Annotated in this window: 20 protein-coding genes; 8 read left to right on the forward strand and 12 right to left on the reverse strand. The window is 47.9% G+C overall.

Features of this window, described 5'->3' with window-relative positions:
• Positions 1-126: 126 nt before the first annotated feature.
• The 4 genes from BP71_RS06300 to BP71_RS06315 form a co-directional block, all read right to left on the reverse strand.
• Positions 127-1,098 (reverse strand): FecR family protein, encoded by a 972-nt coding sequence (locus tag BP71_RS06300; RefSeq protein ID WP_496377697.1) that lies wholly within the window; start codon positions 1,096-1,098, stop codon positions 127-129.
• A 61-nt stretch (positions 1,099-1,159) separates the two neighbouring features.
• On the reverse strand, positions 1,160-1,792 hold the full coding sequence (locus BP71_RS06305) for an RNA polymerase sigma factor (protein WP_496377698.1): 633 nt from the start codon (positions 1,790-1,792) through the stop codon (positions 1,160-1,162).
• A gap of 202 nt (positions 1,793-1,994) precedes the next feature.
• Complete coding sequence (locus BP71_RS06310) at positions 1,995-2,498, reverse strand: DUF417 family protein (RefSeq protein ID WP_496377754.1); 504 nt, start codon at positions 2,496-2,498, stop codon at positions 1,995-1,997.
• Positions 2,499-3,105: 607 nt separating this feature from the next.
• Positions 3,106-3,657 carry a hypothetical protein gene (locus BP71_RS06315; RefSeq protein WP_496377699.1) on the reverse strand — a complete coding sequence of 184 codons (552 nt, stop codon included), beginning with the start codon at positions 3,655-3,657 and terminating at the stop codon, positions 3,106-3,108.
• Positions 3,658-3,770: 113 nt separating this feature from the next.
• Between BP71_RS06315 and BP71_RS06320 the strand changes: the two genes are divergently transcribed.
• A complete protein-coding gene (locus BP71_RS06320) occupies positions 3,771-4,661 on the forward strand; it encodes a LysR substrate-binding domain-containing protein (protein ID WP_496377700.1) in 891 nt (296 codons plus the stop codon).
• A gap of 356 nt (positions 4,662-5,017) precedes the next feature.
• Here the strand turns inward: BP71_RS06320 and BP71_RS06325 are convergent, their stop codons facing one another.
• A complete protein-coding gene (locus BP71_RS06325; protein WP_496377701.1) occupies positions 5,018-5,881 on the reverse strand; it encodes a type IV secretory system conjugative DNA transfer family protein in 864 nt (287 codons plus the stop codon).
• Positions 5,882-5,985: 104 nt separating this feature from the next.
• Here BP71_RS06325 and BP71_RS06330 point away from each other — a divergent pair, with 104 nt between their 5' ends.
• The 4 genes from BP71_RS06330 to BP71_RS06345 all read left to right on the forward strand — a co-directional run bounded on the left by BP71_RS06330 (position 5,986) and on the right by BP71_RS06345 (position 9,074).
• Positions 5,986-6,915, forward strand: a complete 930-nt coding sequence (locus BP71_RS06330; protein WP_496377702.1) for an FAD:protein FMN transferase — start codon at positions 5,986-5,988, stop codon at positions 6,913-6,915.
• A gap of 5 nt (positions 6,916-6,920) precedes the next feature.
• Complete coding sequence (locus BP71_RS06335) at positions 6,921-7,145, forward strand: DUF4266 domain-containing protein (protein WP_496377703.1); 225 nt, start codon at positions 6,921-6,923, stop codon at positions 7,143-7,145.
• A gap of 18 nt (positions 7,146-7,163) precedes the next feature.
• Positions 7,164-8,381: a DUF3570 domain-containing protein gene (locus tag BP71_RS06340; protein ID WP_496377704.1), complete on the forward strand. Its 1,218-nt coding sequence runs from the start codon at positions 7,164-7,166 to the stop codon at positions 8,379-8,381.
• 453 nt (positions 8,382-8,834) lie between these two features.
• On the forward strand, positions 8,835-9,074 hold the full coding sequence (locus tag BP71_RS06345) for a helix-turn-helix domain-containing protein (RefSeq protein WP_496377705.1): 240 nt from the start codon (positions 8,835-8,837) through the stop codon (positions 9,072-9,074).
• Positions 9,075-9,171: 97 nt separating this feature from the next.
• Here the strand turns inward: BP71_RS06345 and BP71_RS06350 are convergent, their stop codons facing one another.
• From BP71_RS06350 to BP71_RS06380, 7 genes are all read right to left on the reverse strand, one after another.
• On the reverse strand, positions 9,172-9,480 hold the full coding sequence (locus BP71_RS06350) for a carboxypeptidase-like regulatory domain-containing protein (RefSeq protein ID WP_496377706.1): 309 nt from the start codon (positions 9,478-9,480) through the stop codon (positions 9,172-9,174).
• Positions 9,481-9,559: 79 nt separating this feature from the next.
• Positions 9,560-9,973 (reverse strand): YidH family protein, encoded by a 414-nt coding sequence (locus BP71_RS06355; RefSeq protein ID WP_496377707.1) that lies wholly within the window; start codon positions 9,971-9,973, stop codon positions 9,560-9,562.
• Between the two features lie 319 nt (positions 9,974-10,292).
• Entirely contained in the window at positions 10,293-10,817 is a 525-nt protein-coding gene (locus tag BP71_RS06360) for a hypothetical protein (RefSeq protein ID WP_496377708.1), read from the reverse strand.
• A gap of 33 nt (positions 10,818-10,850) precedes the next feature.
• Positions 10,851-11,960, reverse strand: a complete 1,110-nt coding sequence (locus tag BP71_RS06365) for an efflux RND transporter periplasmic adaptor subunit (protein ID WP_496377709.1) — start codon at positions 11,958-11,960, stop codon at positions 10,851-10,853.
• Positions 11,950-15,147 (reverse strand): efflux RND transporter permease subunit, encoded by a 3,198-nt coding sequence (locus tag BP71_RS06370; protein WP_496377710.1) that lies wholly within the window; start codon positions 15,145-15,147, stop codon positions 11,950-11,952. The genes BP71_RS06365 and BP71_RS06370 overlap by 11 nt, the downstream gene beginning before the upstream one ends.
• Before the next feature lie 12 nt (positions 15,148-15,159).
• Positions 15,160-16,539, reverse strand: a complete 1,380-nt coding sequence (locus tag BP71_RS06375; protein WP_496377711.1) for a TolC family protein — start codon at positions 16,537-16,539, stop codon at positions 15,160-15,162.
• A gap of 6 nt (positions 16,540-16,545) precedes the next feature.
• Positions 16,546-16,953: a response regulator gene (locus BP71_RS06380; RefSeq protein WP_496377712.1), complete on the reverse strand. Its 408-nt coding sequence runs from the start codon at positions 16,951-16,953 to the stop codon at positions 16,546-16,548.
• 146 nt (positions 16,954-17,099) lie between these two features.
• Here BP71_RS06380 and BP71_RS06385 point away from each other — a divergent pair, with 146 nt between their 5' ends.
• The 3 genes from BP71_RS06385 (at position 17,100) to BP71_RS06395 (ending at position 19,581) form a co-directional block, all read left to right on the forward strand.
• Positions 17,100-17,777, forward strand: coding sequence for a response regulator transcription factor (locus tag BP71_RS06385; protein WP_496377713.1), 678 nt, complete (start codon positions 17,100-17,102; stop codon positions 17,775-17,777).
• Complete coding sequence (locus BP71_RS06390; RefSeq protein ID WP_496377714.1) at positions 17,774-19,144, forward strand: sensor histidine kinase; 1,371 nt, start codon at positions 17,774-17,776, stop codon at positions 19,142-19,144. Before BP71_RS06385 ends, BP71_RS06390 begins: the two co-directional genes overlap by 4 nt.
• Before the next feature lie 257 nt (positions 19,145-19,401).
• On the forward strand, positions 19,402-19,581 hold the full coding sequence (locus BP71_RS06395) for a hypothetical protein (RefSeq protein WP_496377715.1): 180 nt from the start codon (positions 19,402-19,404) through the stop codon (positions 19,579-19,581).
• Positions 19,582-19,588: the final 7 nt, after the last annotated feature.

Genomic DNA, 19,588 nt, shown 5'->3' on the forward strand with positions numbered 1-19,588 from the left:
TTTATCCAAGGTATTTCGAAAGTGAAACAGGGCTGATCTTCATTTTCCCGGTTTTTTTTCAATTTATTTCAGATAAATTTTACGAAAGCAACATATCGCAGCGCAAAACAACCACTAACTCAAACATCAGCGGAATATATATCCGTCATCTGTCTTTATTAAGTCACGTTCAAGAATGGTGGAGAGGTTCTCCAGAAACTGCTCGGGGTCCTTCGTAGCAAGCTTTCCCGATAATCTTTTATTCAGCAAAGATGAATCTTCGAACTGCAGACGGATACCATAATTGTCTTCCATCACCTCTACAATCTCCGATACCGGTTTGTCGTCCATCACCAGATAGGATTCCTTCCAGGAGTCGTAATGGCCGGGTTGTACCCTTTTGGAGCGTATCCGGTTGTCTTTATCAACAGTAGCCATATCGCCGGGCTTCATGACCCATACCGGGTTCTTGCCGGATATCAGTTGGACCTTCCCTTCTGCAAGCACAACACTTGTCTGCCTGCGGCGGGTATTGACATTGAATGTGGTCCCTAAAACTTCCACCTGCGTTTCCGGGGTATGCACGATGAATTTGGCCCCGTTCCTTTTTGCGATTTTGAAGTACGCCTCTCCCCTGAGCCACACTTCCCGGATCTTCTTTTCGGCAATCTCATCACTTATTTTTATTTCTGAACGCGCATTCAGTATCACGCTGGAACCATCTTCAAGTGCTATTTCCCGCACTTCACCATAGGCGGTGCTGTAGGTCAGCGCGGAATTTTTCAGTGACCACCAAAAGCCAGCCGCCAGGATAAAAACGACTGACGCCGCAGCAAGATATATCCGGTTCAGCCGCCGGTAGAGGATAGGCCTCGGCGCTTCAATATCTTTCCATATACGTTGTTTCAGCGACAGGAGGTCGTCTTGATCAGGTTCGGTTTCCTCAAATTGAATGGTACGGACGCATTCCAGCGCCAATTGAACTTCCTCGGTTTTATGCGGATGCGAGGCCATAAACTCCTTCCAGAACCGGTCGGAATCCGATGTCGGGGAGACCGCCCATTTGATGAAGTCGGCATCTTTGCAAAAATCTTCGACTGTAAAAAACGAATATCGCATCTAAATGAAAATGGTACTTTAATGTAGAAAGCTCTTCCAGTTAATTTTTCCCGGTTTTATATCAGGTATTTGGAAAAAGCATGTGAATGATAAAACCGGTATTCAACCATAAGGCACCCTCCCGAAGCATTGACTTCCGGATATATTTCCTCAGTGACGTCAGCGCGACATTGACGGTATTGTAGACGCTCTTCATTGAAATATCCATAACCTCGGCAGCCTCCTGATAGCTAAACCCCTTCATATAAACGAGATACAGGATTTCCTTCTGACGCTTGGGTAGTTTGTTCAGCTCTGCGAGTACCATTTGTTGCTGCCTGACCTGAATCTGTTCTTCAATATATTGCGACTCAAATGACTCGACAATAAATTGCGCATGATCAAATGCATGCTCGTCCGAATCATACTTTTTCAACTTGTCCAAAGCATCCAGCAGGCGGCGGCGCAATGCGCGGTACAGATAAAACCGGATATTATCGGTGGGCCCCAGGTTCCTTTTATGACTGTGCAGGTGCAGGAATAATTCATGCAGACAATCCTCGACCAGCTGCTTGTTCCTGACAAGGTTGAAACCATAGCGATACAGGTCAGCCGTGAAAATCTCGTAGATTCGGGAAAATGCATCACGATCTCCGTTTCGGAAATCGTTCCATAAATTAATATGCTCGTCCGGAGTCAGGGAGATCTTTGTCATATAAGAGCGTTGTAGTTCGTTTTACATTGAAGGAACGGGCACGTACACGTAAATTTACTCTTATATTTGGCAAAGTATCAATTTTTCAGATTTTCATCTCATATAGTTTTTTAAAAACGACATTTTATACTGCATCCAGTCAGACGAACAGCCTGTTGCGAAGGTGTAATAAAGGAAGGCTGATGGCGATCACACTTGCTGTTCAAAAGTTTTTTACGCTCCGGCGGTCCAGGTACAACCTTGCGGTTTCGCTCATGGTGATGATCGCTCCGCCAAGTATCACCAGATCTTTAATGACCAGCCGTCCCCGCCCGGAAAGGTATGGAAAGCCCCACTGCGCATCGCCCAGGTTGGGTACCCAGCTTTCGGGTGTAGTTATCAGGAACGAGAGGGTGCCCAGCGTCATGATGCCGATAAGCGCACTCGCCACCAGGCTAGGCAGCGGCGCAACCTTATATAGCGCCACCAAAACGGCCATCAAAACCAGAAACGTCCCGAGCCCACAGGAAAAACCGTAAGTATTGTTTTCGATATGCCACTGACGGTTGGCGGCGATGAGCTCGCCTTCCTTGTTCATGTGCGGTTTGTAATCGCCGGGATTTTCGTAGAAAAACGACATAAAGGGACTGTTGGCCACAAACGGAACGATGCCATCGGCCTCGTAGGTGAAAAATTTGAGTCCTCCTATCCAGAATGGCTGGATTATTTGAAATACACTTGTTTTGTTGGGAGGATATTGTCGAGCTAATAGACGAGAATAGACAGACCTATGACTGGTATGCTAAGAATCAAAACTTTAGGTCTACGCACTCTGTCGCCGTAAATTTTGACCAGGGCTTGAACTGCCTGGATGTAGAACCATTATTTAGCGAAGTGACTTATTTGATTGAGCCTGCTAGATCTTATGAAGATCGATATAACGAAACTTTCGGGGGTGGAATGATTATCATTTCGATAACCGACATCGGAAAAGTGATGACCAATAACAGTTTTATACCGTTTTCCGTGGAGATTAAAAACGATGGGACTCGATCAATAGAAAAGTTTCAATTGATTGTGAGCATTATTGGGGACATTAGCCGAATGACCGGAAACTCTACTTTCAACCGTCTGAAAACCTGGGAGGGGCTCAAAGCTCTTCACTAAGACTGGCAAACTTCGGAACGTCAAATGAGATGATTTACAATAGGTTATAACAACAACGTTCAATCTCTGTTAAGGATAACCAATGACCCCATCGCCAGGAACTCTGCAGATTCACCTCAACTCGATGTGCAGAGTTCCAGTTTCAAGAGACAACGGTTTTTTCTAACTTAAATTCCATAAAAGCCATTCAGAGCTTTCCCTTCAATACTTTTTGCGAAAAGTGGCGTTTCTTCCTTGTTATGAAGATCGGATGCGGCTTGACGCGCTGCGGCCGCCTTTGCAAGGGTGATGCCGTGTTTCTCGATGAATTCTAAAAATTCCGGTGTTGCCGTAGCATGAATTTCATTTGTGTATTCACAACGCTGATCATCAATTCTGGTGGCTTTCAGTTCCCAAAGTACCTGAACTTTGGTGCGACCGTTCTGACTGATCACATCAGACTGTGAGAGCATTCGGCAATAGTCGGCACGGTATTCGGTCGCAACGTAATGCTGGATCACCAATGCGTCGCCGATCATTTCGACATTGATCGACATGGGCTGACCCTCGTAAGTACTGGTAGCACCGGCAGCGATGTGATTGACGGAGCATTTTTGATATTCGGCGTCGGGCAGGTTTAGCAGCCAGTCAGCAATGTTTACTTTTTCGATCGGCGCGTTAATGATGGCTTTGGCTACAACATGTGATAATGCATTGGCAGTGGTTTGTTCTATTTCCATGATCTGGTTGTTTTTGTTTGATAATCCAAAGATCTGACGCAAAGATTAATCGTCAAAACTCATTTTTTCGATCAAGTTCATCGCCAATAGCGATCAAGTGCTTATCTTGCTGCATGGAGTTACGTCAACTGAAATATTTCTCAAAAGCAGCTGAGCTGGAAAATTTCACAGAGGCTGCACGGGCACTGTTTATCACTCAAAGCACATTGTCGCAACAGATCAAGCAGTTGGAAGATGAACTTCGACTGCCACTTTTTGATCGCATTGCCAAGCGTGTGCGACTCACAGAAGCGGGTAAGGCATTTTTACCGTACGCATTAAAAACATTGAAGGATTCAGAAGACGGAAGGGATATTCTCAGAGATCTTATGGATCTCAAAACGGGAACATTGTCCATAGGAGTCACCTATGGGCTCATTAACCTGCTAAGCAGGGCAGTAGCCGACTTCAATGAAAAGTACTCCGAGATCAAGCTGCTGATCAATTTCGGGACAACGCAGGAGCTACTCCGAAATTTGGAAGAAGGCAAGCTGGATTTAATGCTATCATTTTACGACGAGCCAGACAATGAACGCATCACAACAGACTATTTATTTTCCTCTCAGCTATCCCTGATCGCACATCGCGACCATCCCGTGGCAGCTAAGAAGTATGTAAAGCTGAAAGACTTGCCAGATCTGCCCCTAATATTGCCATCGCCCGGGTACAGCATCCGCAGCTACCTGGATTTGGTAATGCAAAAGCACGACTTATCGCCATCGTTCAGCATGGAGGTGAATGATATACACACCTTGCTTCAATTTGTGCAAACAAGTCGCTGGGTGACCGTGCTGATGAACTCGACAATACTACACCACACCGAATTAAAGGCCGTTACAATCATCGGAGCCGACATGCAGCGGCGGGCCTCCATTACCTGGCCGAAAGGCGCTTACCGAAAAAAGTCCGCTTGTTCATTAACCGACTTGTTGGTTCTGCATGGCGCCGACTATCATACACTTTAGACACGTTCTGCCTAGCAAATTAATCGCACGTTAAACCTTCATTTACGATAGCAATTCGTACTATAATGGCGCAATTTGTTAAATAGACCTACAAACAAGATCTGGCCGAAATTTCGCTTTAACTACCCTATTTCCAAACTGGATTAGCTGCCATTAACTATTATCTTTTAGGTAGTCGCCGGCAAACCATACTACGATCCTTGAAGTTTCCGACGTCCATAATTACGAAGAAATAGTTTCCTGTGACGCCAGCGTTTCCACAGATAATCTTCAATATTTCATATGAGGTCCCGCATGAAATCAACAATATGAAATCGTCTAATAAATATCTAATGCATAGCCGCTGACGTCTAAGGCTATTTCCTTTTGACTACCATCAGGTGATTCAATGCGGGGTCTTCGTTAATCTGGGCAATGACATGATCGATTATTTGCTGGATATCTTCCTTAATCAACTCGTATGTTTTGCGAACCACCTGGGGGGAAATTTCTCGAACGGCAGGAATTGGCTTGAACCCATTTTGCTCGACGGACATGGCCTTATGGTCGTTAATAATCCGGCAGTGGAAAGCCTTTAACGCAACCTGCTCATCGGGGTTATCAGCCACCATTCCAACGAATTCGCCCGAACTGAGGGTGGCTATCTTAGAAGCAGGCACAGCCAAATCCAGCTGCATCGAACTTGCCACGGTTGTATCCGACCGGTTGACTGAAAGTACCGTGCGGCCTTGCTGGATTTTACCAAAACGTTCTGAAAGCAGCTTGGCTGTATCGCCGGAAACCTGTCCGCTGATTAGATTTCCGGTGATATTCATTAGTACGTCAGCCTGCTCCTTTCCGTAGTCTTTCCTTAGCTGGCTAAAGTCCTGCACCGCCAGCGTAGTAGCTACTTTATTTGAGCGCGCGGTGGCAATCAGAGAATCTATGTTATTGAGGTAAATTGTTGGAAACTCGTCAAAAATCAGACTACTCTTCATCTTCCCTTTGGTGTTCACCAGTTTTATCAACCGGGTGACAAACAATGAAACGACCGCGCCATAGATTTGCACTTTCTGCGGGTTGCTGCCGATGCAGACAATCTTGGGCGAATCGGGACTATTGATGTCCAGTGTCAGATCGCTTCCCGAAAGAACGTAGTATAGGGAAGGTGATGACAAACGGGCCAGCGCAATTTTCGCCGAAGCTATCTGGCCTTCGAGTTGCTCCATAGCATCATTCATATAAGCGCTGATAAAGGGATTGACAGTATTGAAAGAGTGGGAAGGTTACCAGCCCTCTGTGAAGGCATTTATCGCCGATATTCGCTCGCATTCGGAAAAGTGATATGAAAGAAGTCCTTGTAAAACGATCTCTAAGCCTGATGGGGAACCGGTTTGAGATAAGTGCTGTGGCAGACAACGCTGCCCTGGCTGATCAGTACATTGACCTGGGAATAGCCGAAATTCAGCGCATAGAAAAACTGCTCACTACTTTCAGCGATGACAGCCAGACTAACCGGATCAATCAACAGACGGGAGTGAGCCCTGTTGTTGTGGACAAGGAAGTATTTGATCTGATTTCGCGGTCGATCCGGATTTCCGACCTTACCCAGGGCGCATTCGACATTACCTACGGATCAATTGACAAATCGCTCTGGAACTTCGATCTGACGATGACTGCACTTCCACCTGCGACAGTTGCAAAGCAGATGGTCAGGCTGATCAACTACAAGAACATTATGCTCAATGCTTCGGACTGTTCCGTACTACTGAAAGAAAAAGGTATGCGGATTGGTTTTGGCGGCATTGGCAAGGGATATGCTGCCGAAATGGCAAAAAATGTGATGCGAAACGCCGGAGCGGTATCCGGCGTGGTGAACGCCTCGGGAGACCTGACCACCTGGGGAAAGCAGCCGGGAAACGCGGACTGGACCGTTGGGATTGCAGACCCGGACGCGACGACCTCGCCGTTTTCGTATCTGAAAATCAGCGACATGTCCATAGCAACCTCCGGCAGCTACGAGAAGTTTGTCACGATTGACGGGCGCCGTTATTCGCATACGATTAATCCCAAAACAGGATTACCTGTCACGGGGATTAAGAGTGTTACCATATTCTCCCCCAATGCAGAACTGTCCGACGCGCTGGCCACACCGGTCACCGTGCTGGGGGTCAGGACCGGTCTTAACTTAATTAACCAAATGAAAGATATAGCATGCGTGATCATCGACGATCACAACAAACTGTTCACCTCCTCCAACATTCATATCCTCTAAAACGTATGGACATTATCGTCACCAGAAAATTCGTATTGTTTAGTACCCTTGTGGCCTGCCTATCCTCATGTGTGTCTGTGAAGGAGTACCAGAAAAATCGTATCAATGACTCGGAGATGGAGCTCTCGGCGAGAAAATCCGAGAAATTCGAACAAAATTTTTACCTGTACCGGGAAGGCGCTTCCGGGGCAAACGGAGGAAAAAGTGGCGGCGGTTGCGGCTGTAATTAACCCTAATATCAGAATCTGATGAAGAGAATAACCTATACCGTTGCGGCGCTTTTAAGTTTTTTCGGCTCTGCCCGGGCACAGTCAACAGACAGTACCGGGAATGGATATCAACCTAAAAAGTTGAAAATCGAAGAAGTTAATTTCGTTTCCAGCTACTACAATCAAAACGGCAATAACTCGGCAATTACCGGCGGACTTGGAACGGAAAAACTGTATGATTTTGCGAATTCGCTGGAATTACGCCTGAGCAAGACTGACAAACGAAACCGCGTCCACACGATCTCCGCAGAAGCTAATATCGATTATTATTCGTCTGCTTCTCAGGACAAGATTGACCCTTTGACCATTTCTTCGGCTTCCAGAAGCGATACGCATATCTATCCGAGTCTATCCTGGAACATGAGAAATGATGCCAACCGCACGATCAGAGGAGCTATGTTCTCGTATTCGACGGAGTATGACTACAAATCCTACGGCTTCGGGATCAATTTTTCCAAATCTTCCAAAGACAATAACAGTGAGATAACCCTGAAAGCCGGGACATTTCAGGACACCTACATTGCGATTCTACCTTCCGAACTGCGGCCAAACGGGTATAGCTCTGGTGCCGAAGGCGATAAGTCCAACCTCGATCATAAGCCCAGGAACGCCTACAACGGCTCTATCGCCCTTTCACAGATCGTCAACAAGAGCCTGCAAGTAATGTTGATCGTCGAACCGACCTATCAGGAAGGCCTGCTAAGCACGCCCTTTCACCGCACCTATTTTACCGACGGAAGCGAAAAGGTCGAAAAATTACCCGGCAGCCGCTTCAAGCTGCCTGTCGGCCTGCGGGGGAGCTATTTTGTGGGTGACCGCCTGGTGTTGCGGGGTTTTTATCGTTTCTATGCCGACAACTGGGGAATGAGGGCTCATACGGTGTCGCTGGAAACTGCCGTCAAAATTACGCCCTTTTTGTCTTTAAGCCCCTTTTACAGGTTTAATACCCAGAGCGGAGTCAGGTATTTTGCCCCCTACAAAGAGCATAACCCCGACGCTGCCTATTATACGAGCGACTTTGACCTATCATCCTTCCAAAGCCATTTTGGCGGCATGGGCATACGGCTTGCTCCTCCGGGTGGCGTGATTGGCATACGTCATCTTGCATCGCTGGAAATACGTTATGGCCACTTTTATCGAAATGCCGGGTCGGGGATGCAATCCGATATTGTCACGCTGGCTGTCAAATTTAAATAAACGGCTGGCAGCCCGCTTGAATACAATGCTCAATTCACCGCAGTTAAAAAGGGAAGCTCGGCCTCGGTAATTTCCGCTGGGGCTTCTCCTACCTTTTTTTAATCACACCCCACGCCTGAAAGTATGTATTTGATACTTGCGCGCGGGCCCACAGCCCGAGCACACAGGCGCAGAAGAAGAGGGCAACTTTTCAGAATTACCGACAGGTTGACCAAATCCGTTTCAAAAAACTGCTTAGCTACCTTTCCAGAAGTTTCTGTGAATATACCTTAAGGGAAGACGGATACGTGCCCGCCATAAAGCCAGCATAGAACTGTTCATGATCAAATTTGCAAGGCAAAGCCCACCCCCCGCAAAATGCCTGTCTGGCATTCCCACGCACAAGCAGGAGCGTTACCAAAAGGTAATGAGGCTGTTTGAATCAAACATCATTCAGATCAAAAGCGGCGCAGAATGACAGATCTGTCGGTCTATCAATTGAATGCCATCACCAAGGCATCTGTCGGTAAGACGACCGCAGACCTGATCAATGAACAGATTATTCTGGAAGCCAAAAGGTTTCTGCTGGCAACATCGATTCAGATCAAGGATATTGCCTGGCATTTGGGTTATGAAGATACCTCATACTTCATCCGCTTTTTCAGGAAGCAAACCGGTTATTCACCGGAAGCCTTTCGGAAGCAACTGAGCTAATATATTTACGGGACATCCCGATTCCGACCATCGGTAATAAACACACCTTTCCTATTGCTTTGCTGTCTAAGGTCGTTTGCATAGCCGAATAGCCGGTCTATCTAAAACTGTTTGATTCTGCTTTGAGCATAACATCGAGCGTAGTCTTAGTGCCCAAATGGATTTCCTGTGACTGGTAGCCGGTTAACGAAAATACCAGTGTTGCTTCTTCGCCCGCGTTGACGGAAATTGAAAAGCGCCCGGCAGCGCTTGTCATCGTACTGCGCTGTGTTCCCTTAATGAGCACATTGACATTTGACAACAATAAGCCGTCCTCATTCCTAACTGTACCTTCGACTTCTGCGACCATAGGGCCCGCCTCCATGAAAAGCTCGTTCGCGGTTATTTTTTGCTTGCGATCGAACATAAGCATAGCTATTAAAAGCGCGGAAATTATCGCCGTATGCCTACAAAATGTCGCTATCGTTTTCAACATATCTGGGATTCTATTTGATTAGATCTTGCAGGTTAACACTTTGCACCAGGTAAACTACAAGAAGGACACTAATTAACACCAGCACAACGGTCAACAGATTAGTCAGCCAGCTCCTTGGGTGGTAAGTCCCGCTTCTCAGCTCTGCCTCTGTCAGGTGATACTGGATAAAGGCAAGCAGTATCGAACAGATTCCGAAAAGTACCAGCACGATCCCGATGATTTTAGAATATCCGTGCGAGTGAATTTTAGCCGGCTTTTCAAGTACAAGGCCAATTTGAGTAACAAATAGCGAAAATTTAACAACAACAAACCCAAATGCCATAATCCCGACTCCGGTCCTTACCCAGGCAAGATATGTCCGCTCATTGGCAAGGTGATCATTTGGTTTGTAATCTTTATTTTCACCTCCAGTATTTTCTTTCATATTCTTTTTCATCAATGCAATGACGCAAGAAGGGTAAAAAGCCAGCACTCAACGATTACTGGCTTTCCTCTAAACGAACATGGTGTGATTTTATCACACCGAAAAAATGATGGTAAAAATAGCATTTTGCCCACAACGAAACACCATAGTGACTACAATTACCATAATATTTCACAAACAATAAAATCCAATTACATATTCAAAAATCCACCGCAAAACCATTGCGGTGGATTAAGCACTATCTGCTCATGCATAGCGATTTACGCCATACTATCGTAAAGTATCAAATAAAAACGGGTGCGTTAAAATTTTCTTTTTTTTAATTAATACTCCTTACATTCACCTTATAAACTCGTTTATCTCTTGCCTCAATTTTTAAAATTATGTTTTCTATTTTTTCAACCAATTTTCCATCCCACCTCCCCCCTCCTATTGACGGCCTATTAAGCTCATTTAGTTTATTTGCGATACCATCCGAAGTATTGAATTCCATTTCCCTTAACGCTTTAATAAAAGGAGCTACTTCCAAAGCAAGTTTTTCCGTAGAACTTAAATTATTCGCTTTTACTTTACCCAGTGGCTTACCAGTCCTTGATGTAGCACCAGGCATAAATGATTCGACTCCAATGGCAGCATGGCCAGCTTTCATGCCTGCGCTGTACATTTCGCCAAGGACCTTGTAAAACAAATAACCGCTATAAGTATCAACAGACATTTTCCCTTCAACGGTTTTTGCTACCATTCTGATGACTTCTTCAATGAAGACTTTTCGCAGCCTATCGTCACGCAACCTTGCCAGTAGTGACAAGCATAGGTGTACAAAATCACTATTTGAGTGTACCATTCTCCTAGGATTTATAGCATGACCTGCCGCCAGCTACCGGCTCGCCACTACCTTTGTCCCCTGCCTGAGATCATTACGCGCGTTTACAATAATCTTATCTCCTTTTTTGAGACTTCCGAACACCTCGGTCATTTTCGATTGTTGGCCCAAGCGCACATCCACGAATTCTGCATTGCCTTTCGAGTCAATTTTGATCACATACTGACGTTCGGTTGAAACGACAACGGCCGTGCTGGGTACGATCAATGCACCTTCGGTTGCTTCCGGGGTCAACATCACCTCTGCGAACATGCCAGGTTTAATCATTCGGCTCGCGTTATTGACATCGATCTCGACAGTTTCGGACCTGAATTTCAGGTTCATATTGCCTGACCGGCGGCTGATCGTTCCTTTGAAAGTCTCACCTGGCACCGCATTCAAATGGTAGCTAACCGGTTTGCCTTTTTTTAGGCCCAGGCTATAATTTTCAGGCACGTCCACCACAAGTCTTAGGCGGTCCTGCTGTTGCAGGTTAAGCATCGGCCCCACCTGCCGAAGGCCTGAACCTACCAGCGCCCCGGGATGGACGTTCCGCTCGGTGATGATCCCATCGAAGGGTGCCCTAACGGTCAGGTAGCTTTTTATTTCCGTCAAAGCGTCAAAGTTTGCCTTCTCACCCATCGCCGAGGCGCTGTCAGCCATCATTTTGGCATGTGCACTTTCCAAATCGAGCGCCGATACCGAGCCCGTTATGCGTGTGCTGGCCTTCAACCTGCGGTAGTGCTCCTTGCTGGCCACGAGCATGGCCTGAGCTTTCAAAAAATTGGAACGCGCTGCCACCAGCTGCTGCTCGGTTTCGGGTGCTTCGAGCACCATCAATACTTCCCCTTTGCGTACCGCAGAGCCCCTGTCGACCAGCACTTTCTGCACAAACCCATCGGCCTTGGGGTAAATGCTGACTTCCTGAAAGGCCAGAAACTCGCCCGGCAACTGGATCTCTTGACCTACTTTACCCTGGGATACTTCACCAATTTTAAAGGAAACCTCACTTTTACCCTTTTGCTTTTTTGACTGTTTGGGAGTGGATGATTCAGAGGAAGAACAGGCCGAAAAAGCGCCCAACCCTAACATTAGTATTAAACAGTGATATGGATTAGTTTTCATTTCTTAAAGATTGTTCAGATTTATGGGAGCCGTTTGCTGATACTGCTACATGTAATGCAACCGGATGGTCGGGAAGCAATGATGGATCCTGCAATGGTGTTTTCTTTTGCAGCAGCGCATACACCTGGGGTACGATATAAAGGGCAGCCAGGGTGGATGCGACCAGCCCACCGATGACGGCCCGTCCCAGGGGCGCCACCTGTTCGCCGGCTTCTCCGGTGCCGAGCGCCATCGGTACCATACCGGCCACCATCGCAAAGCTCGTCATCAAAACCGGCCTTAACCGCAGTCCTGCGCTATCCAGGGCAGCCTTTCCGGCGTCCCGATATTCCCAACGCAAGCGCTCGGCATTGGTCACAATCAGGATTGCGTTGGCAACCGAAATACCGGTGGACATGATGATACCCATATAGGATTGAAGGTTCAGGGTACTTCCAGTTAGCAGCAGTGCTCCGATCGACCCGGCGATGACGGCTGGAATCGTTGAAAGGATGACAAATGAAAGTTTAAAGGATTGGTAGTTTGCCGCCAAAAGCAGGAATATGACTAAAATTGCGATGCTTAACCCGGTTTGGAGACTGCCGAGTGTCTCTGTCAAAAGTGATGACATCCCCTTTACCTGGGTGGCTATACCTTTGGGTGGCTGGCCGAGCGAAGCGATTGCATTTTCTACCGACCTTGTTGCCGTGCCAAGGTCTTGATGGTGCATGTTGGCCGAAACGGTCACAAAGCGCCTGGGCCCGGTCCTGGAATATTCCCCCGGCAAGGTATCGACTGAGAATGTTGCCACATCCGCCAGCACGGGACGGGCCTGGCCCGCCACGAGTGGTACTTCCTGCAATTGCGCCAGGTTGCGCATAGCAAATTCAGGAATCTGCACCTGTACCTGGTAGGTATAGGCCGAGTTCTGGTCAAGCCACTGGTTTTTCTCAGTGTACCGGCTCGATGAAGTAGAAGCGGTAATCGAGCGTGCAGCAGCTTGCAAGCTTAGTCCCATCACTGCCAGCTTTTGGCGGTCGAGTTTGATATTGATTACCGGGAATTTGAGGGGTTGGATAATCCTTACATCACGCAAGTGCTCATCGTCGGAGAGCTTTTCGACCAGCCGGGAAGCATAACCTTCGATTTCCCTCATGTTGCGCCCGGCGACCTGAACCTCAATGGGCGTGAATGCCCCACCGCTCATCAGCTTTTCGGTCAGATCTGCCGGCTCAAAGGATAGTGTAATTTCAGGCATTTTTTCACCGACAAGATCCCGGATACGTTCCCTCAGGTCTTGTATGTTCGTCTTATATTCCGGATCAAGGCCGACTTTGATAACCGCGTCATTGGGACCGCTTGTGCTTACATACAGGTTCGATGTTGCGTAATTAGTGGGAACCACGCCGACATAAGCCGATGATACAGCTAAATGTCCATCAGCTGCCTGGTCTACCTGTTCCAGCAGATTTGCCACCTGCTCTTCCGTCCTCTCCAGGCGGGTGCCATCCGGGGTTTTCATCCGGATTACCATCTGACCTGAGTTTATCTGCGGGAGCATGTCCTTGCCGATCACTGAAAATCCCCATGCGGCCAGGCCGATGATTAGGACTGCGTAGATTGCTACGACCAGTTTATTGAAGGTAAGCAACCTTCGGTTTTGCGAGATAAACCCTGCCCGGACCTTATCGAAAAAAGTGGACGATTTGGCAGTGTCCGTCTGGTGCGTGTGCCCCTGGTGCTCTTTAAGCATCCAGTTGGCCAGGATAGGCACCAGGCTTTGGGCAAGCAAGTAGGATACTGTCATCGCAAACCCGATTGACAGAGAAAGGGGTAAAAACATCGCTCGGGGGACACCTGACATGATAAATGAAGGTGCGAATACGGCGATAATACAAAGCAGGATCAGTAAAAGCGGCAAAGCAACTTCCCGGCACGCATCGTAGATCGCCAATCTCTTTGGCTTCCCCATCTCAAGGTGCTGGTGAATATTTTCGATGGTCACCGTAGCCTGATCGACCAGTACACCGATCGCGAGCGCAAGGCCCGAAAGTGTCATGATGTTGATGGTCTGACCGGCAAGGTTCAAACAGAGCACCGCGGCTATAACTGAAACTGGGATCGTAATGATAACAATCAGCGAGGAGCGCCAATCGCCCAAAAATAGTAGCACCATTAACCCGGTCAATAGTGCGCCCAAGCCGCCTTCGAAGAGTAAGCTTTTCACAGAATTGATCACAAATACCGACTGATCAAACTCGTAGTTCACCTGGATATCATCCGGAAGCAGGCTGCGCATTTCCGGCAGCTTTGCTTTCAGCGCCGTTACCACATCCCAGGTTGAGGCGTCAGCCGTCTTGACAACCGGAATATAAGAGGACCGGCTACCATTGACCAGCGCATAGCCAGCGGTAACATCCGAGCCGTCTGCTACGTTGGCAATATCCTTTAAAAGAACTGTCCTGCGGCCCTGGGTGCTGACAGGGATCTGACCAAAATCTGCGACCTGCTCTTCGAGTGAGTTTAGCGTCGTAATATAAGTAGTGTTATCTACCCGGATATTACCCGAGGGGGTCATCGCATTATTGGAGGCGAGCGCTTCCACCACTTCGTCGGGCGAAATATTCAGAGCGCGAACCTTTTGCGGGTCCAGGTTAATGACGATTGTGCGCGCATTGGTACCGATTGGCGGCGGGGCTGTAAGGCCGGGAACCGTCGAGAACAATGGCCGGATCCTGGTTACGGCCAGTTCATGGATTTCTTTGAGCGGCCTGGTTTTGCTGCTAAAAACCAAATCACCAATCGGCACAGATGAAGCATCGTATCGGACAACCTGGGGCGGCAGCGCACCCGGCGGGAAGAATTTCATGGCCCGATTAACTTGGATAGCCACCTCGGCAGCAGCCTGCGCCATATCGCTTCCCTCATAAAAGGACAGTTTGACGATCGTCAGGCCCTGCACGCTCCTGCTGGAAATTTCCTTAATACCTCCAATGTAAAGAAATTGGTCCTGCATACGGGTGGCAAAAAAGCCCTCCATCTGAGCAGGGGACATCCCACCGTAAGGCTCAATCACGTAAATAACAGGCGAATTCAGTTTGGGAAAAATGTCGACCGGGATCTTGGTAGCAGCCATGATGGAAAATACCACCAGGCCGGTAACAAAAACCAGTACCGCAATCGGACGTTTTAATGATAGGTTCAACATGGGAAAATAATTTTACGGCCGGCGGAAAAAACTAAAAAACTCATCGAAGTCACTGGTAGCATAAGCGCGTTGCAGCCTGAGTTCGACAGCGCGCCGCTGCACTTCAATTGCCTGTTTTTCGACTTTGGTCAAAAGCTGCATCGCATCTGTGAGTCCCAGGATATTTTCAATACCGTTATTATACAGGGAAAGCCGCTGTTGGTAAGCGCTTTCGGCAGACCTGATCGCGGTGGGTAGTTCCCTCAGCGCATGGCGCATGATCGACATCACCGAGTCGGAGGAGGCCAGCGTATTTTCAAGTTTCATCCTTTCGAATTCCAGCTTTGTATCTGCTTCTTTGATTCTGAACTGCTGGACTTGCAGTCGGCTTTTGACGCGCCGGAAATCAACCAGGTTGACAGTTGCAGCCAAACCGACCAAAAAGTTGGTGCGGCTGTAACCAAAACCTGACCCGAGCGGCCCGAAATTGTTATCTAGGTCTAGGCTTGTGCCACGGGCCCAGGCAGCGGTCATCACTGAAACCCTGGGTAAGGCTGCGCTGCGGACCACGCCCACTTCGGTTTGCTGACGGCTTAATAAACTAGCCTGGTAGCGAAGCAGCGGGTGGGCAGGGCCTACCTGTAAGTCTAAGGGCACAGAAACTAGCGCCTGTTCATGGAATGTGGTGTCAATCACGAGCTCGCTGACTGTCCTGCCCGTGAGCATCGCCAGTTGCAGAAATGAGCGCCTGAGCCCTTCATCGATCTCATAGTAGTTGAGCCTGGCCCGGGAAAGCTCCACGCTTGCAAGCGATGAGTCAAGCCCTGGCCTGATGCCGTTGCTGACCAGGTTGTTGATGATTTTACTGACTGTATCAGCCCTGGCTAGATTACGGGATTCAATCTGCAAGATCCTTCCTCTCCATAGCACATCCAGATACGTTCCAACCACTGCCTGCCTGAGCAAAAACGCTTCCCTTTCAACCCCGGCCTGTCCGATAGCAATGTCGGCGCTAACAAGCTGGTCTTCCGCTCTGAAACGGCCAAAGTTGTAAACTTCCCAGTCTGCTGTTGCCAAAGCAATGTTGCCAGAGGTCAGATCCATACGATTTTCAGGTCTTCGGCCGCCCGAGGTCGGAACGATCATCCCCATTGAAAAATACGAACCCGACAAGCCGTTCGCCGTACCGATATCGATCTGGTCATGCAGGCGAACATTCGGCAAACGACTGTCTTTCAACACCCTGGCACTAGCCTGAAATTGCGACAGCGCTGCCCTTTGGGCTTCAATGCTCGGATATTTTTCAATCGCCGAACTTACTGCCTGCTCCATGCTGAGCGGCTGCCCTTGCGCGGCTGAATGGATGGCAAAGGCTATCAAAGTAAAAGCAAGCGTACGCGGTAATCTTAACATATTGGTTTATAGGTTCTTCGCAAACGAAACTGCCGGTCGCAATAATTCTTTCCATTGATTGAAAGACGCCGGCTTAAATAAATAGCTATTGGCTTGCTGGTTATATGCATTGGAAATAATCTGTGGGTTAACATTGGCCGATAATATAAAGACTGGTACATGGTCAAAGGCAGGGCTTCTACGGATTTGGTCAAGTATACCAAATCCGGTTCCGGCGAGCGGCGGCAGGTTAATAAATATGATGATACGCTGCAAAGAACCATGGGAAGTAACCCCGTCAATTAAGCTTTCAAATGACTCGAACCGTTCGACAAGGCAATCAGGGTGAGTTTGGCTTACGGCCATTTCAAAGAAAATAACATCATCTTCATCATCCTCGGCAAAAAAAACAGTCCATTGATTATCAGTAGCCATTGCGCGCTAGGATTTGAAACCCAAAGTAAACAGGCAAGTTCTTATAGGGTAGTTAGAAGGTTATTAAAAGTTGATTAGAGGAGCCATTTTTATAGGTTTTCTAAGGCCAAGGGTTGTTAATTTGGCAACATAAATAACCGATGCACATGAATGTATTAGTGGTAGAAGATGATGTCGAACTAACACAGTTCATCCAAAAAGGCCTGGTCTCTGAGGGAATTGGTGTCTCGATCGCTTTCGATGGAGTTATCGGGCGCTCTATGGTCAACGAAAACCGGTTTGATGTGGTGGTTCTGGACGTAAACCTACCGGGCGTCAATGGGCTGGACCTGTGCCGCTTTATCAAGCAAAACTGGCCGGCCATTCCTGTAATCATGCTCACTGCGCTGGGCAGCCTGGACAATAAAGTATTGGGCTTTGAAGCGGGCGCGGACGATTACCTTGCCAAACCCTTTGCCTTTAAAGAATTGCTCTTTCGCCTGAAGGCGCTGGCCCGAAGACATCCGGCCCGCGCCCCGCGCCCGAAGCGATTGGAGCTGTTGGACCTGGCTATTGAGACCGATTCGCACCGGGTGTGGCGTGGTGGCGAAAGGGTTGAATTGACCGCCCGCGAATATGCATTGTTGGAATACCTGATGCTCAACCAGGGACGGGTCGTCAACCGGATCGACCTGCTTGAAAATGTCTGGGACGTACATTTTAACAGCAATACCAATGTGGTGGACGTCTATATCAATTATCTGCGAAGGAAGGTGGACCGAACCGAGCCCAAATTGCTACACACTGTATTTGGCGTTGGATATATGTTAGGGGCCGAACCATGAGCATCAAGCAGCGGATTACAATCTGGTTTGCCGCCCTGGTAGCATCTTTGCTACTGCTGTTTTCACTTTTCATTTACCAGACCTACGAATCCTATCGCCGGTCGCTGATGCGCAACCGTTTGCAGCGGCGAGCGCTGGCCGGACAGCTGTACTTTCAAAACCGTGTCGAATTTCACAGGTCGAGCTACCTCACCCTGCCAGATCAGCATGAAACCATTCTTGGACCGGCCAATCATGTCATTTATAAATCCTCTGGGCCAGACGACCACAAGCTCACCAAAGGATTGCTGGCTCAGGCGCGAAAGGGAGAAGTTCAGTTCACGTATGATGCGCCTCCATGGAACAAGCCTAAGGAAGGAGTAGCGCTCTCATTTATCATCGGCGGGCAGCGCTATGTATCTGTCGTGACCGCCTACGACCTACCCGGCAGGCAGGCCTCCAACAGCCTTCTGTTCATATTGTTTGTAGGAAACATCGTATTACTGGTCATTGTCGCTTTTGCAGGTTTCTGGTTTGCACGCAGGTCGATGCAGCCTTTTGATCAGCTGATAGAGCAAATGAATCCCACTTCGGCCAACGATTTTTCATTTAGGCTCCAAAGCACTTCCAAGGCTGACGAAGCGGCTTATTTGGCTGGCTCGTTCAATGAGCTTTTGGCAAGACTGCAAGTGCTTGCCAAAAGCCAGAAGCATTTTGTCGCGTATGCGTCGCACGAGATCCGCACACCATTGACAGTTGTGAAAGGAATCCTTGAAACCTCAATCGCTTATGACCATAAGCTTGCAGATACTCGCATTAGTATGGAAAAAGCGTTGCTGCGACTGGAAGACGCCATCAATCTGGCCAACTCACTGCTTCAACTCGCAGAAGTAGAAGGACTGCAATCGGTTAAAATGCAGCAAGATGTAAACGTGGTTGATACCATCCTGGACAGCATTTCTTACTTCGGAGAAAAGCACCCTAATCAGCAAATAAATTTCGTGCTATCGGACGCCTTTACAGAAAAGAGTCAGGTTACCCATGTTATGGGTAGCTCGATCCTTCTCAGGACTGTGCTGATCAACATCCTTGACAACGCCAGCAAATATTCAGAAAAAAAGACTATCTCGCTGGATGTCGGTTTGACAGATAATCAGATGACTATTGCTGTCACGGATCAGGGAATGGGCATTCCCAATGAGCAGATGGCGGACATTTTCATGCCTATGATGCGGGCCAGCAATGTAGGCAAGATCCCCGGCTTTGGATTAGGGCTAACGATCGCGAAGAAAATCATTGACATGCACCAGGGGACCCTTGAAGTCGATTCGAAAACCAATCAGACCACTGTGTCAATCAGGCTTCCCGCAAGTACAATACAGGCATAGTGGACATTGGTAGACAAAAGTAGTGCAAATGATGGGTTTACACGTTTGCGGTTGCAATATGCCCCCGCAAACTTTTGGTCAGAAAAATGCAAGTTTGGGCGAAGAAATCGCTCTAAAATAATTGCTGGATACCGAAACCCATTCGCATGAAGTGAAGCTTGAATCAGATGTTGGTTTTCTTACTAGTTATCCTGGCAATCGGCGCTTTTTGCCCTGCGATCATTCACTTTGCCAACCGGCTAGGTCGCGCTCAGTTTATGGCTAGACTCAAACAGGAAAACCTGGACAGAATCAAGTCTGATCTGGATGAGGTTTCACAAGCATTTAATAATGGGATTCTCAATGAAGAAGAGTTTGAAAAAAAGTATAATCTTCTGATCGACGAATTGTTGGAACTGCTCGTTACAACAACAAACGAAGAAAACCAGCAGATATGAGCGAGAG

The sequence above is a fragment of the Dyadobacter ginsengisoli DSM 21015 genome (assembly GCF_059568735.1).

Bases quoted from the DNA above. Each gene is read 5' to 3' on its own strand.
- BP71_RS06300 (WP_496377697.1), bottom strand. From the start codon at position 1,098: ATGCGATATTCGTTTTTTACAGTCGAAGATTTTTGCAAAGATGCCGAC.
- BP71_RS06305 (WP_496377698.1), bottom strand. From the start codon at position 1,792: ATGACAAAGATCTCCCTGACTCCGGACGAGCATATTAATTTATGGAAC.
- BP71_RS06315 (WP_496377699.1), bottom strand. From the start codon at position 3,657: ATGGAAATAGAACAAACCACTGCCAATGCATTATCACATGTTGTAGCC.
- BP71_RS06320 (WP_496377700.1), top strand. From the start codon at position 3,771: ATGGAGTTACGTCAACTGAAATATTTCTCAAAAGCAGCTGAGCTGGAA.
- BP71_RS06325 (WP_496377701.1), bottom strand. From the start codon at position 5,881: ATGAATGATGCTATGGAGCAACTCGAAGGCCAGATAGCTTCGGCGAAA.
- BP71_RS06330 (WP_496377702.1), top strand. From the start codon at position 5,986: ATGAAAGAAGTCCTTGTAAAACGATCTCTAAGCCTGATGGGGAACCGG.
- BP71_RS06335 (WP_496377703.1), top strand. From the start codon at position 6,921: ATGGACATTATCGTCACCAGAAAATTCGTATTGTTTAGTACCCTTGTG.
- BP71_RS06340 (WP_496377704.1), top strand. From the start codon at position 7,164: ATGAAGAGAATAACCTATACCGTTGCGGCGCTTTTAAGTTTTTTCGGC.
- BP71_RS06345 (WP_496377705.1), top strand. From the start codon at position 8,835: ATGACAGATCTGTCGGTCTATCAATTGAATGCCATCACCAAGGCATCT.
- BP71_RS06350 (WP_496377706.1), bottom strand. From the start codon at position 9,480: ATGTTCGATCGCAAGCAAAAAATAACCGCGAACGAGCTTTTCATGGAG.
- BP71_RS06355 (WP_496377707.1), bottom strand. From the start codon at position 9,973: ATGAAAGAAAATACTGGAGGTGAAAATAAAGATTACAAACCAAATGAT.
- BP71_RS06360 (WP_496377708.1), bottom strand. From the start codon at position 10,817: ATGGTACACTCAAATAGTGATTTTGTACACCTATGCTTGTCACTACTG.
- BP71_RS06365 (WP_496377709.1), bottom strand. From the start codon at position 11,960: ATGAAAACTAATCCATATCACTGTTTAATACTAATGTTAGGGTTGGGC.
- BP71_RS06370 (WP_496377710.1), bottom strand. From the start codon at position 15,147: ATGTTGAACCTATCATTAAAACGTCCGATTGCGGTACTGGTTTTTGTT.
- BP71_RS06375 (WP_496377711.1), bottom strand. From the start codon at position 16,539: ATGTTAAGATTACCGCGTACGCTTGCTTTTACTTTGATAGCCTTTGCC.
- BP71_RS06380 (WP_496377712.1), bottom strand. From the start codon at position 16,953: ATGGCTACTGATAATCAATGGACTGTTTTTTTTGCCGAGGATGATGAA.
- BP71_RS06385 (WP_496377713.1), top strand. From the start codon at position 17,100: ATGAATGTATTAGTGGTAGAAGATGATGTCGAACTAACACAGTTCATC.
- BP71_RS06390 (WP_496377714.1), top strand. From the start codon at position 17,774: ATGAGCATCAAGCAGCGGATTACAATCTGGTTTGCCGCCCTGGTAGCA.
- BP71_RS06395 (WP_496377715.1), top strand. From the start codon at position 19,402: ATGGCTAGACTCAAACAGGAAAACCTGGACAGAATCAAGTCTGATCTG.